Genomic DNA, 14,225 nt, shown 5'->3' with positions numbered 1-14,225 from the left:
GTTCGATCATGGGCCGCACGCTATTGGCAGAAAGCCGGCTCGACCTCGTCTATCAGGACGAAAGCGAGCCCAGGCAGCCGTCGCAACCAACATTTCGGGTCGATCGTGCCAGTGTGTGGAAATGGATTTGGCCCAACCGACAAACGCCAGTGTCATCCGGCGGGACATGCTTGTCGATCCGCAACGACACCGACAGGACGGAAGCACCATGGGCAGACGGCTTCACCTCAGCGACCTCAACGATCAGATGTGGCCGGAGGACGTCGCACTCGATCCCAGCGGCCAGCTGATCTGCTTCGTCCAGCACTCCGTCGACCAGCACGCCGACCGCGACCTGCGCAGCCTGTGGCTGATTGATCGGTCCGCATCCACCAACGCGGCCACCCAACTGAGCTTCGGTCGCAACGATCGCCGGCCGAGCTGGGCCCCGGACGGGCAGCAGCTGGCATTCTTGCGTGAGGGCATCGACGCAACGGCGAGCCAGCTCTGGCTGCTTTCCCTTGACCCGCGGGAACAGCCCCGCCAGTTGACTCAGCTCGCGCTCGGCGCCGGTGCAGCAGTGTGGAGTCCGGACGGCCAGCGGATCGCGGTGTGCGCACCCGTCGCCGACCAGGCCGACGGGCCGGGCATCGTCGCCCGACGGGTCGACTACCAGCGCGACGGCGAGTCGCCGACCAAGAACACCCGTTCACACATCCACATCATCGAGGTGCAGACCGGTGAGGTGCGTCAGCTCACCCACGGGGACTGGGATGCTTCCGACCCGGCCTGGTCGCCGGACGGTACGACCTTGGCCTTTACCGGTAACGCCGAACCGGATGCCGACCTCAAGTACTGGACGAGTCTGTACCTGATCGATGCGGATGCGCCGGCCGCCACGCCCCGACTGCTGGGCTCACCGGCCGTTCGGCTCGGCGGTGCGAGCTGGCATCCGGATGGCGAATTCCTGCTCGCGGTCGGACGGCTGGACACGGAGGTGGGACTGGCACACCTGTTCCGCATCCGGATCGCCGACGGCCACGCCGAACAGCTCACCGATGTCGACCGTTCGGTGGCCTGGGGCGGTGAGGGCCTGCCTGGCGGGAAGCCCCAATGGACGGCCGGTGGTCAACGCATCGTCTACGCCATCCGGGACGGCGGGGACACCCCCCTGCACGTGCTCGAACTTGCTTCGGGACGGGTCGATCGGCTCACTGAGCCGGGCGCGTCGATCCTTGGTCTGTCAGCACCGAACCACACGACAGCTGCCACTGCCTGCGCCGCGGTGATCCTTGCCACGAACAGTCTGTTCGGCGAGGTGACCACCGTGGATCTTGTCTCCGGCAGCACCGAGCTGCTCACCTCCCTGCAGCAAGACTCGCTGCCCGGCGTCGAGCTGTACCCATCGGTCGAACGTCATTTCGCCATCTCCGACGGAGGAAGCGTCGAGGGATGGCTGTTGAGCGATCCCACGACGACGGGACCCAAGCCGCTGCTGCTGGACCTGCATGGCGGGCCGCACAACGCCTGGGGAGCCTACGCCGACCGGCTGACCGTCTACCGCCAGCTGTTGGTCGCGCAAGGCTGGGCAGTGCTCACCGTCAACCCGCGGGCCAGCGACGGGTACGGCGAGGCGTTCCTGCGCGGCGCGCTCGGGAAGTGGGGCGAGGCTGACATCGCCGACGTGCTGGAGCCAGTCGATGCCTTGATCGCCGACCGTATCGCCGATCCCGGCCGCCTCGCGGTGACCGGTCACAGCTATGGCGGGTATCTGGCCTGCTACCTGACCGGGCACGACAGCCGCTTCGCTGCTGCCGTCATCGGTGCGCCCGTCACCGACCTGCGAAGCCTGATCGGCACCTCGGATCTCGGCGGATACATCGCAGGGCGGGAGTTCTCCACTCCTGCCCCGGCAACCGATGCCGTCCTCCGTCGGCTGTCGCCCATAGCCAACGTCGATCGGGTCCGCACACCGACACTGCTGCTGCACGGCACCGCCGACGTTCGTTGTCCCATCGGGCAATCCCAACAATGGTTCACCGCGCTACGCCAGGGGGGCGTACCTGTTGAGCTGGTGCGCTATCCGGGCGAGAGCCACGATTTGTCCAACGTCCCCTCGCATCGCCTCGACGTCATCCGCCGCACCATGGCATGGGTGTCAGATCACGCCGCTCAGTCATGGGCTGTGGATCCGCAAGCGGCAGAGAGCGAGCGGTGGCAGCGGTTGCTGATTCAGCTGGCGGACCAGCACGGGGTGCCGGGCGCCGTCCTCGGGGTGTTGCGCACAACGCCAGCCGGCGAAGCTGTGACCACGTTGGCGACCGGGGTGCTCAGCATCGACACCGGCGCCCCCGTCACGCCGAACTCGGTATTCCAGATCGGTTCCATGACCAAGGCCTGGACCGCCGCGATGGTTCTCCAGTTGCAAGATGAAGGCCGCCTCGACCTGGATTCCACTCTGGCCGAGTTGCTGCCCGACCTCGTCCTGTCCGAGCCCGACCTGCCGGCGCAGTTGACGCCTCGGCACCTGCTGACTCACACCAGCGGACTCGACGGCGATCTGTACTTCGACACCGGTCGGGGCGCGGAGAGCATCAGCCGTCTGGTCGATCGGCTCCGCGACGTGCCGCAGCTGTTCACGCCCGGCGAGACCTGGTCCTACGGCAACACCGGATATGTCGTCGCGGCTCATCTCATAGAACAGCTCACCGGCCAGTCGTGGGATGCCGCCCTTCGCAGCCGGCTGATCGACCGACTCGGACTGACGTCGACGGTGTCGTTCCCAGAGGATGCGCTGCTGCTCGAGACCGCGGTCGGACATATCCAGGTGCCTGGTCAGGCATTCGGCGTCGCCCCGGTCTGGGGATTGCCCAGATCGCTCGCGCCGGCCGGCGTCATCAACTCCAGTGCGGCCGATGTTCTGGTCTTCGCCCGGATGCTTCTGTCCGACGGCCGCGACGTACACGGCCAGCAGGTGCTCAGTTCGCAGAGCATCACCGAGCTGTACCGCGAGCACGTCCGCATCCCTGAGATCTTCCCGGCAGCAGACTCCTGGGGCATGGGACTGACGTCGGTCTTCGGCTACGACCGGCCAGTTCATGGCCATGACGGGGCCATGATCGGCCAATCCAGTTTCCTGCGGCTGGTACCCGGTGAGGATCTTGCGGTCGTCCTGCTTGCCAACGGCGGCAACGCCCGCGCCCTGTTCGGTCAGCTCTTCGACACGATTGCCGGCCAGCTGACCGGCCTCAGCAGGCTGCCGGAACCGGAGCCGTTGTCGTCGATCCCTGCCACCGACGCCGAGCTCGCCATCTATTCGGGTCGATACCTGCGAGAAGGCAAGGTCATCGAGGTGAGCCCGGACGGAAACGGACTGCGGGTGCACGTCACTTCGACAGTTCCCCTGATCAAACAGCTGATGGGCGAGATGGGCGAATATCACCTGGAGCACATCGCGAGCGGCCTGTTCCAGGCCCGTGACGTGGACGGTCGCGATATCGGCCACATCGCCTTCTACCAGACTCGATCCGGACGCCACCTCATGCACATGGGATTGCGCGCCACGCCCCGAGTCGGCGAGGTCTGACGCTCAGCCGCAGGACACGTCCCCGGCCCGGACCGACAGGAGCTCTGCCGCGAAGTGGCAGGCTGCTGCCGGGCCGGCCGAGACCTGCAGCAACGGCTCGACCGTTTTGCAGATCTCGCGATCCGAACGCATGGCCGGCCCGATGGGGCATCTGGGATGAAAACGGCAGCCCGCCGGTGGGCGATGCGGGTCGGCCGGTTCCACCGCGGCGATCGGCGCGGACGAAACATCTCCCAGCACGGAGTCCTGCTGCGCGGCGGACAGCAGCAGTTCTTGGGTGTACGGGTGACGCGGATCGGTCAGAATCTGCTCCGCCGGCCCAGCCTCCACCACCCGCCCGAGATACATCACCGCGATGAAGTCGCTGACGTAGCGCACGACGGCGAGGTTGTGAGAGATGAAGAGCATGCCGAGCGACAGCTCTTGCTGCAGGTCCCGCACCGTGTTCAGAACGCTGCCCTGGACCGACACGTCGAGCGCCGACGTGATCTCGTCCGCGACGATGATGCTGGGTTTTCCGGCTATCGCTCGCGCCAGGGCGATTCGCTGACGCTGTCCCCCGGACAGCCTGCCAGGCAACGAATCGGCAAGGACCGGATCGAGGTTGACAAGTCCAAGAAGCCGACGCGCTTCGGCGCGGCGATCTCCCCTGCTGGACCGGCGCCCTCGCGGCATCGTCTCGGCGATGCACTCCCCCACCGTCATCCTGGGATTCAACGAGCCGTAGGGGTCTTGAAAGATCATCTGCAACGGGTGCTCACCCCGACGCCGAAGGGCGCCGAGCTCTGTCCCGCCGAAGGTCACCGCGCCCGAACTGACGGGAGACAGCCCGAAGGCAGAACGTGCCAGTGTCGACTTCCCCGAACCCGACTCCCCCACCAGCCCGACCACTTTGCCGGACGGCACCAGCAGGTTCACCTCGTTCACCGCGGTCATCGCGTGTCGTCCTCGGCCGTACCTCACCGAGACCTGATCAAAGCGAAGATCACTCATTCGGGCGCTCCTTGGTAGCGTTCAGCGATATGGTCTCGAGCTGACCGGCGCCATGGATCGGCACGGTCTGTTGCGGGTGCCAGCAGGCGATGCGGTGTTCCTCACCGACGGAGGCCAAGGCCGGATCGTCCGTGCGGCAGCGTTCATCGGCAAGCGGACAGCGGGCCGCGTAGGCACACCCCGCAGGCAATTCGTCCGGATGGGGCGGGCGGCCCGGGATCGCTGCCAGCGGCAGGGTGCGGTCGGTCGCCATGTCCGGGACGGCTGCAAGCAGCGCCCGGGTGTAGGGGTGTCCCGCTTCGGTGAGCAGATCGCTACTTCGAATATCCTCCACAACCCGGCCGGCATACATGACCAGCACCCGATCGCAGAATCTGCGCACGACGCCGAGATCGTGCGAAATGAGCAACACGGCCGTGTTGGAGCTGTTGCGTACATCCTCGAGCAGCCGTAAGACCTGACTCTGGACCGTCACGTCGAGTGCCGTGGTGGGCTCGTCGGCGATGATCAGTCGAGGCTCTCCCATCAAGCCCATCGCGATCATCGCTCGCTGGCGCATCCCACCGGAGTATTCGTGGGGATACTGCTGCGCCCGTCGGACGGCGGATGGGATGCGTACCGATCGCAGACGGTCAACCGCCTTGGCCAGTGCATCCTTGCGTCCCATCCCCTGATGCTGCTCGGCCACTTCGGCCAACTGCCGTCCGACCTTCAAGGTCGGATTCATCGACGTCATCGGGTCCTGGAAGATCATCGCCAACGACGTGCCGAGAACTCGATTGGTCCGGCGGTTGGCCGGCTCGGTCAGCGGTTCATCCATGAAGATGAGCTCATCAGCGATGACCTCGCCTGGACTCTCGATCAGTTGGGCGATTGCCAACGCCGTCTGGCTCTTGCCCGAGCCGGATTCGCCCACGATGGCAAGGGCCTCACCTTCTGCCAGACGGAAGCTCACGCCGCGGACCGGCGTGGTCCAGCCGCCGCTCTTCGGGTAGGAGACCTGCAGATTGTTCACGACCAGTACCGGGGTCTCCGTGCTGTCATGGCCACGGTCTGGGCTCTGTGTCCGGTCCGGTCGACCGGAGCCACGCAGCGACACCGCCTTGTCCCCGCTGATGGTTCCAGCGGCGGCCTCCCCGAACAGGTTGAACGACAGACCGGCCAGGATGATCAGCACAGCCGGTCCGAGGGCCGCAGCCGGATTGACGTAGATGCTCGCGACACCGTCGTTGAGAATGCGGCCCCAGTCGTATTGGGGTGCCTGGATTCCGATGCCGAGGAACGACAGTCCGGCGAAGGCCAGCAGCGTGCCGCCTGCTCCGATCATCGCGTTGATGATCAGCTGTTCGCCGATGTTGGGCAGGATGTGTCGGGTCAGGATGCGGATTCGCGGTACTCCAGCAGCTCTGGCCGCGGAGACGAAGTCCTGACTGGCCACCGAGGCGGCGAGCGTCTGAGTGAGGCGCGCGTAGTACGGAGCCATCGCCAATGCCAACGCGAGGACCGCGCCACGGGTCGAGGCACCGAACACCACCGCGAAGAACAGGATCAACAGCAGCCCTGGGAATGCCACCGCGATGTTGACCACTGCCGTGACGAATCGGCCGGCTGCCTTGCCCAGAACTGTGGGAACGGTGCCCACGACGACTCCGATCACCGCGCCGAGGATCGTCGCCTCGAGGGCGAGCACGACAGAGAGCCGGGTCGCGACCAACAGCCGAAAGAAGATGTCCCGGCCGAGTCCGTCGGTACCGAGCAGATGTGTGCCGCTGGGCCCTTGCGCGATCATGTCGGTATCGATCTCGGCCGCGCGGGCACCCCACAAGATGGGCGCGAAGACCGCGGTGAGCAGCACCGCGAGCAGCAGGACCGCCGCTGCCGCCCCCACTGGACTGCGGAAGATCTGCAACCACACTGAACTACGACGTCTGGCCACGGACTAGACCTCTTTCAAGGTGGATCGAGGGTTGAGGACGGCGATCAGCAGGTCGACAAGCAGATTGATGAACAGCACCAGGCCGCCGTAGACCAAGACCAGCGCTTGAGCGGTCGGATAGTCCTTCTGCTGGATCGACCCGACGATCATGGTGCCGAGACCGGGCCAGGCGAAGACGCTCTCCACCAGTACCGTTCCGGCCATCAAGCCGCTCAGCAGCATCCCGCCGAAGGTGAGGGTGGCGGTGAGCGCATTCGGCATGGCGTGTCGGAGGTAGATCAGCCGGGCGGGAAGCCGCTTCGACCGAGCGGTCCGGATGAAATCCGCACCGAGCACCGACAAGGTCTCGACCCGCACGATCCTGGACAGAATGCCGATCGGACCGGCCGCCAGAGCGATGACGGGCAACACGTAGGACGAAGCGTCCGACCGGCCCGCCACTGGAAACCATTCGAGCTGTACCGCGAACACGTAGACCAGTACGACGGCGAGCAGGAAATCGGGAATGGCGGCGATGATGACATTGGATCCCGCGAAGCCCAGCTGGAGCCTGCCGCGTCGGCCGCCCCTGGTCAGAATCGCCATCATCAGACCGAGTGGCACCGCGATCGCGAGGACCACGAGGAACGCGAGCACCGAGATCACCACGGTGGCCGGCAGCCGCTGAGAGATGGTCTCCGCCACCGGGACGTTTGTGACGATCGACGTCCCGAAATCGCCGCTCATCGTATTGCCCAGGTAGTGGATGTATTGCAACCAGATCGGATCGTCGAGCCCCAGCGCTTCTCGCCGAGCCTCAACGGCCTCGGCAGACGCCTTCAGTCCCATCGCGGCGCGGATCGGATCGCCGGGGATCAGATGGATCATGAAGAACGACGCAGTGACGAGAACCCACAGCGACACAGCCAGTCGGCCCATCCTCCCCACGAGATACGCCGGCCATCTGCTGCTTGTCATCCGTTCACGGATCGAGGGATGAGATACCGCCACCGTTGCCATGCTGGTCCTCCGCTTCCGTTCCCAGGTCGGGCTTGGGCGATATTGCACGTACCGGAGACCACGATGTTCGTGAGAACGACCCGAACTTGCCGACCGTTGTTGTCGGCACGTTCAAACTTTGTCCGCGTGCCCCGAGGATGCGTGGTGTCGCATACGGTCCAGGCTGCGTTGCCAGTTCTCGGTGATCGCCTGGGTGGCGGCAGCCAGGTCTCCGCGTTCCAACGCCGAGATCGCCTGCTGATGCTCGTGCACCGAGCGGCTCGCTGCTGGCGCACCGGCGAAGTAGGCCACCTCGAGTCGGCGCAGGTGTGTCTTCAGCTCACCGACGATCGATGCCAAGCGAGTGTTGTCGGCGAACGAGACGATGATGTCGTGAAAGGCGCTGTCGGCTCTGGCCGCGCCTGTCGCGTCGCCGTCCTCCACCGCTGCGGCGAGCTGTTCGTTAGCTGCTTGCAGCTCGGCGATCTGCTCGCGGCTCCATGGGCCGCCCGACGTCATGGCAAGACTCTCGAGCGTCCAGATGATCGGATAGATCTGTTCGGCTTGGGCCACGTCCAGGTCAGTCACTCGAGTCCACCGGCTGGCCTCGGCCACCACGAAGCCCTCATCCTCGAGGCGGCGAATCGCTTCCCGTACCGGCGTCCGACTCACTTGGATCAGCGCGGCGATATCGCGATCTCGCATGCGGGTTCCCGGAGGCAACCGACCGTCGACGATCCACTCCAGGAGGCGTGAGTAGACGCGGTCTCGCAACAGGCCACCACGCGGCGCAGGCTGCGTCGGGTCGTCGAGAGCGGCCGCTGCTGCCAGAACTCTGCTGATTTCGTCGTCGCTGGGCACGCCTCGATCGTACTTGACTTACACCCCGATGGATACCAGAGTATTGGAATACTGGTTTGCTAACCCGCGAGGATGAGGTCCCTGATGATGTCCGTCGCCGTGAGCAGTTCTCCGCTCGGAATAAGCATCGACACAGTGCTGTCCCGCCTCGAGGGAACGCTGACCTTGGGCTACGGCAACCTCGATGCCCTGGTCGACGTCCGCGCGGTCAGCGTCTATGACGGTCTGGACCAACCGGCCTGCACCGGCAACTCGATCGTCCTCGGTGTCGGCCTCCGCACCCGTGACCAAGTCACCCAGGCGTTGCACCATCTCAGCAGCCGCGGGGGCGCGGGCGCGCTGGTGTTGCGCGAACCGTTCCCGCGCTTTCCTGCCATCTCCGCCGCCGTCGACCACAGTGGTATTGCGATTCTCGCCTTGGCCAACGGCGAGTCCTGGCTGCAGTTGAACTCCGTGCTCGAAGGTCTGATCTCGGACGAGACGAGCACGCCGATGCACGACGACGCGTTTTCCGCGATCCCCAGCGGAGACCTGTTCGCGCTGGCGAACGTGGTCGCAGCACTACTGAACGCTCCGATCACGATCGAGGATCGCAGTTCGCGGCTGCTGGCCTTCTCCGGCCGCCAGGACGAAGCAGATCAGTCGCGAGTGTCGACGATCCTGGGCCGTCAGGTCTCGGTCGAGAACCTGCAGGTGCTTGAGACACACGGCGTCTTCGAGCAGCTGTACCGCTCCACCGGGCCCGTGCATGTCGGGCCGCCCTACATCCCGATCGATGGTCTCACCGTGCCGAGGGTCGCCATTGCCGTCCGCGCCGGCAAGGAAGTGCTGGGCTCGCTGTGGGCTGCCACGGCCGAAGAGCTGACCCCTCGTCGCATCAAGGACTTCCACGACATGGCCAAGGTCGTGGCCCTGCACATGTTGAGTGAGCGCGCCGGGGCAGACGCTCGACGTCGGCTGCGTGCCGAGCAGCTTGAGGTCTTGCTGGCCGGCGGCCCGGGCTCTCGCGACGTCGCGCACCGCTTGGGCCTGCTCGACCAGCCCGCCATCGTGCTGGCCCTCGCCGTGCCCGACACCACCAACGGCCCAGAACCGTCGAGGACCGCGGAACGTCATCTCCTGGCCGATGCCTTCGCCGTGCGGTTGACCGCTGCCCATCCACAAGCCGTGGCTTCGCTGATCGGCGACACCGTCTATGGGATCTTGCCCGTCTCGGCGGCCAACGACGCCGCACAACGTCGAGCGATGCGGTTGTCCGAAGAGTTCTTGCAACGTACGAGCGGCCGCGTCCATGCCTATATCGGCGTGGGCCTGTTGGCGGAACGAACCGCCGATCTGGCCAGTTCGCGGCTTTCGGCAGAGCGCACACTGCGCGTGCTCCAGCTCCCGGAGTCCCGGGCCAGGGTGGCCAGCATCAGCGAGGTGCACATCCAGGCCTTGCTCCTGGAACTGCGCGAACAGATCGACGTCCGGGGCGACCTGGTTCGCGGACCGGTGTACCGGCTGGCCGAGTACGACGAGAAGCACCGGACGTGCATGGTCGAGACGCTGAAAGCCTGGCTCGACCTGTTCGGGGATGTGAGCGGCGCAGCGGCCGCTGTCGAGGTGCACGCGAATACCTTCCGGTACAGGCTGCGCCGACTCGCCGAGGTTGCCAACATCGATCTCGGCGATGCGGACACGCGTTTCGCGGCGATGTTGGAGCTGCGCCTCATGACGGACGAGGGTTGATGCCGGCTACTGTCGAAGCGCTTTCAGGGCAGCTTCAGCCAGGCACCTGGCCGAATCGATCATCGGGACGATGCCACTGGCGCCGGCCATTACCAGCGGGATCTCGGTGCACGCAGCGATGACAACTTCCGCGCCCAAGTCGACCAATCGCGCCGTGGCGCTGGTGACATGCTCTGATGCGACAGCCAACGAATCATGATCGGCGGCGCGAGCCTTGACCAGAGCAATCGCGACATCGACGGACCCACGCTGGGTCACGGCATCGACCTGAACCAGCTCCACATCCAAGGAGCGGGCTGCTTGCTCGTAAAGGCGAGCAACTCTGGTGCCCTCCGTGCAGAGCACTCCGATCCTGTCGACCGAGGGATGCTCCAGTACGGCGGCGCGGACCGACTCGTGCACCATGTCGATCATCCGAGCATCGGTCTGCGCGACGATCTGGTCGAAAAATGCATGCGCGGTGTTGCACGGCACCGCGATGAGATCAGCGCCCGCGGCCTGCAACCAGCGCACGCCTTGCACCATGGCAGGCGCCGGCGAAGGTCCACGACCGAGAAGCGCCTCGGTACGATCGGCCACTCTCGGATCGGCCCACAGGACGACCGGCAGGTGATCCTGATCCTGCTTCACCGAGGTGAGAGCGATCAGCTTCTCGTAGAAGTGCGCGGTGGCCATGGGTCCCATTCCGCCCAGGATTCCGAGAGCGGAACACCAGGTACTCGCCACCGGAGCCACGGAGTGCTCGACCAGCATGGGACCCTCCTATCGTTCAACAGCTGCCACAGCGACCGGCCCGTCGCCGGTCACATGCAGAGTTGCTGCTCGACGCCCCGGTTGCATCGTCAGTTGCGATCAATCACGGCATGGCTTTTGGTCCGGATGCTCATTGAATGTCGGGTCCCCGGCACCCATGGTGCCTCCAGCGGTCACGCAACACCTGAAGTCATTGGCCGCATCATGTTCCCCACAGCACAGGAGGAAGAATGAAACGCACCGGATGGATCGCGGCATCAGCTGCCATAGCTTTGAGTCTGTCAGCGTGTTCCGCATCGAAGGACACCCCCTCGGGGGACGGCAAGGACGGCAAGCTGGTCGACGGCCGCACCTTCACGATGTCCGTCCAGAACGATCTGGGCAACCTGAACCCGTTCACGACAGTCTTGAGCGATACCAGCATGTTCGATGAGTTCCTCTACCAAGGGCTGATCGAACAAGACGCCGACGGGAACGTCGTCGCGTCCCTGGCGTCGAAGTTCAGCGCCGACCTCACCACTGCGACCTTCACGATTCGCAAGGGCGTGACATGTTCGGACGGGCAGCCGTTCAATGCCGCGGACGCAGCGGCAACCATCAATTGGATCGCCGATCCGGCGAACAAGGCCTCAGTTCTCGGCCAGACGGTACAGCCCGGGACGAAGGCAACCGCCGACGAGAGCACCAACACGTTGACGGTGCGCAGTGGCAAACCGGATGCCTTCTTGCTGCTGAACCTGGGTGGTGTCGCCATGGTGTGTCGCAACGCCTTGGAGGACACCAAGCTCCTCTCCGTGGGCAAGGGAGGCACCGGACTGTTCACGCCCGGTGACTCGGTGCCTGGCGACCACTACACGCTCAATCGCCGCAAGGACTACTCCTGGGGACCTGGCGACTGGAAGAACAATCAGCCGGGTCTCCCCGACAAAGTCGTGGCGAAAGTAGTGGCCAACCCTACGACCGCGGCCAACTTGCTGATGTCGGGCCAGCTCAATTTCGCTGTAGTGGAGGGCCCGGACGAAAAGCGTCTCCGCGCGGCCGATCTGTTCCGCATCGACAGCTACTCCGTCGAGGGCGAGATCTGGTTCCACGAGGCGAGCGGACACCCCGGCGCCGATCTTGCCATCCGCCGGGCGATCATCCAGGCACTCGACCTGCCGCGAATCGGCAAGGTACTCACCAGCGGCGCCGGTAAACCTGCCGACCAGATGCTGGCCAGCAATGATCCCCAACCCTGCCCCGGCAACAACGTGGAGGGCAACATCCCAGCACCTGACGTCGCCGCGGCCGAGGCCGCTCTCGACGCTGCCGGCTGGAAGATGGGCAGCGACGGCTATCGAACCAAGCAAGGCAAGCAACTGACCTTCAGGCTCGCGCACTTCACGACTCCGGGAAATCAGACCAACGCGGTGGAGCTCATTCAGGAGCAACTGAAGCAGATCGGTGTGCGGGTTCTGGACAAGGCCGGCGACGGTGTCGCGTTCAACCACACCGTGGTCGCAGGCTCCTGGGACATGGCGCTGGTCGGTGCTGGCCAGGAACTGCCGAGTCAGTTCGCCCCGATGTTCTCCGGACCGACGTTCGCAGAAGGCGGCAAGAACTTGGGCGACGTGCACAACCCGGTGTACGACGCGCTGGTCAAGAAGGCTTCCGCGATTCCCGGCACCAAGGGTTGCGCGATCTGGAACCAGGCAGAAGTCGAACTGATCAAGCGAGTCGACATCGTCCCGTTCTACCTGTTGCCGACGCCCATGTTCGGAAAGGGCACCACGTTCGCTCGGGCGCAGTTCCCGTGGTCGATCCGCATGACGAGCTGACGCCGCGGTAACACCCGACGTCCGCCGGGAACAACGAAGCCACTGGGCCGCTCAGCGACTCAGTGGCTTCGTTGTTCTCTGCCAGGCTCCGGTGTTACGCGCCGGGATCCAACGTTCCGGGCCAGAGGAACGTATCGGCAGGAATTGTCGTGCCGTCCAGCCAAGCATGCATGAATGCGGACAGGTTCTGGCCCGATTTGTTCTCGAACATGCGGATCAGCTGTCCCAAGGTCGCCGTGGAGTCTCGGTGCGCCCGCGGGAAGGCCTTCAACGTCGCAAAGAAGGCCGAGTCCCCGATCTGACGGCGCAAGGCATGCATGAACAACGGACCGCGGTAGTACACGGCATTGAACATCTCACTCTCCGGCCCCCCACGGCGCAGCTTCGCGCTCCAGAAGTCGGTGTTGGTCCGATTCTCCTCGACGACACTGCGATATTTCGCATCGAGGTCGAGCCCGTCTTTTGCCTCGCTCCACAGGTCTTCGCTGTACGCCGCGACACACTCTTTCAGGCAGATGTCAGACCGACTGTGCAGTGAGACCGAATTTCCCCACCACTGATGGACAGTTTCATGGACGACGTTGAGAGCCGTGGCAACCGCTGGCTGGCCCTCTGCGAGCATGTAGAACGAGCGTCCCTGTGTTTCCAGTGCCCCCGTGAATGGACCGGTCTCGTAGATGCCGCCGGCGGTGTCGATCGGGTACTTGCCGAAGAGAGATTCGCCGAAATTCAAGATCTTCGGGAGCAACGCCTCGACTCGCCTGTTCGCGTGGGTCCCGGGCGCGAATGCGCTCAGGATCCGCATCCCGTTGAGTCGTCGCTGAGACTTGTAGGTGAAGCGATCGATCGCGATCGTTGTGAGGTATCCGGTGATCGGGGTGCGCTCGCGCCAGTTGAACGTCTTCCAACCGTGCCGGCTCGACCTCTTGCCACGCACGCCGTTGGACACGACCGACCAGCCATGAGGCACCGTGGCGTGCAGCGTGAACGTCGCCTTGTCCCGGGTCGTCTCGTTGACCGGGAACCAGCTCGACGCCGCCTCGGGTTCGCCGACCGCGTACGCGCCGCCGCTCGGGCTGTAGTACCAGGAACCGCCGGGGTCGGGCTTCCCGCGATACTTCACTGTCACGGTGAACCGTTCACCTCGCTTCAGGACTGCGCGCGGTCGGATCACCAGCTCATGGACGCCACGTCGATAGTGGCGCGCCCGCGCCGAGTCGACCCGGACCGCGCTCACTTTGTAGCCGAGCAGGTCGAGGTTGAATCCCTTGAGATTCTTCGTGGCCTTCGCGGTGATACGGGCCACGCCACGCAGCCGGTGCGTGACAGGGTCATATCGCACGCTGATGTCGTAGTGCTTGACCTCGTAGCCCCCGTTGCCGGCTTGTGGAAGGTACGGGTCACCAGCACCTGACGAGCCGAATACGGGCTTGCTTGCTGAGCCCGCACTGGCCGGACTGGCAGGTCCCGCAGTAGTTGCCATGACGGCCAATGCCGCAACCGTCGTCACGCGAACGACGCTTTGTAAGAACACTTCTCCTCCATCACTGAAATTGCGGCCGGAATAGGCACACGGCGGGCACGGTAACAA

At 64.9% G+C, this 14,225-nt stretch carries 9 protein-coding genes; 3 read left to right on the top strand and 6 right to left on the bottom strand.

Going from position 1 to position 14,225, the window contains the following annotated elements; genetic code table 11:
• Positions 1-208 precede the first annotated feature (208 nt).
• Complete coding sequence (locus tag ACXJKC_RS04880; protein ID WP_456695555.1) at positions 209-3,565, top strand: serine hydrolase; 3,357 nt, start codon at positions 209-211, stop codon at positions 3,563-3,565.
• 3 nt (positions 3,566-3,568) lie between these two features.
• Here ACXJKC_RS04880 and ACXJKC_RS04875 read toward each other — a convergent pair whose 3' ends face one another.
• The 4 genes from ACXJKC_RS04875 to ACXJKC_RS04860 all read right to left on the bottom strand — a co-directional run bounded on the left by ACXJKC_RS04875 (position 3,569) and on the right by ACXJKC_RS04860 (position 8,333).
• Complete coding sequence (locus ACXJKC_RS04875; RefSeq protein WP_456695554.1) at positions 3,569-4,501, bottom strand: oligopeptide/dipeptide ABC transporter ATP-binding protein; 933 nt, start codon at positions 4,499-4,501, stop codon at positions 3,569-3,571.
• 49 nt (positions 4,502-4,550) lie between these two features.
• Positions 4,551-6,494, bottom strand: coding sequence for a dipeptide/oligopeptide/nickel ABC transporter permease/ATP-binding protein (locus tag ACXJKC_RS04870; protein WP_456695553.1), 1,944 nt, complete (start codon positions 6,492-6,494; stop codon positions 4,551-4,553).
• A gap of 3 nt (positions 6,495-6,497) precedes the next feature.
• On the bottom strand, positions 6,498-7,493 hold the full coding sequence (locus ACXJKC_RS04865) for an ABC transporter permease (RefSeq protein WP_456695552.1): 996 nt from the start codon (positions 7,491-7,493) through the stop codon (positions 6,498-6,500).
• Positions 7,494-7,604: 111 nt separating this feature from the next.
• Positions 7,605-8,333, bottom strand: coding sequence for a GntR family transcriptional regulator (locus ACXJKC_RS04860; RefSeq protein WP_456695551.1), 729 nt, complete (start codon positions 8,331-8,333; stop codon positions 7,605-7,607).
• Between the two features lie 99 nt (positions 8,334-8,432).
• On the opposite strand from ACXJKC_RS04860, the gene ACXJKC_RS04855 reads away from it, so the two are divergent.
• On the top strand, positions 8,433-10,064 hold the full coding sequence (locus tag ACXJKC_RS04855; RefSeq protein ID WP_456695550.1) for a PucR family transcriptional regulator: 1,632 nt from the start codon (positions 8,433-8,435) through the stop codon (positions 10,062-10,064).
• A 6-nt stretch (positions 10,065-10,070) separates the two neighbouring features.
• On the opposite strand, the gene cuyB is transcribed toward ACXJKC_RS04855, so the two are convergent.
• A complete protein-coding gene (cuyB, locus tag ACXJKC_RS04850; RefSeq protein WP_456695549.1) occupies positions 10,071-10,817 on the bottom strand; it encodes a cysteate racemase in 747 nt (248 codons plus the stop codon).
• Positions 10,818-11,047: 230 nt separating this feature from the next.
• Here cuyB and ACXJKC_RS04845 point away from each other — a divergent pair, with 230 nt between their 5' ends.
• Positions 11,048-12,634, top strand: a complete 1,587-nt coding sequence (locus ACXJKC_RS04845) for an ABC transporter substrate-binding protein (RefSeq protein WP_456695548.1) — start codon at positions 11,048-11,050, stop codon at positions 12,632-12,634.
• A 94-nt stretch (positions 12,635-12,728) separates the two neighbouring features.
• On the opposite strand, the gene ACXJKC_RS04840 is transcribed toward ACXJKC_RS04845, so the two are convergent.
• Positions 12,729-14,144: a M1 family metallopeptidase gene (locus tag ACXJKC_RS04840; RefSeq protein ID WP_456695547.1), complete on the bottom strand. Its 1,416-nt coding sequence runs from the start codon at positions 14,142-14,144 to the stop codon at positions 12,729-12,731.
• Positions 14,145-14,225: the final 81 nt, after the last annotated feature.

The organism is Aeromicrobium sp. P5_D10 (assembly GCF_054049535.1).
The sequence above is the reverse complement of the archived record's forward strand: the minus strand, read 5'-3'. Positions and strand labels throughout refer to the sequence as shown.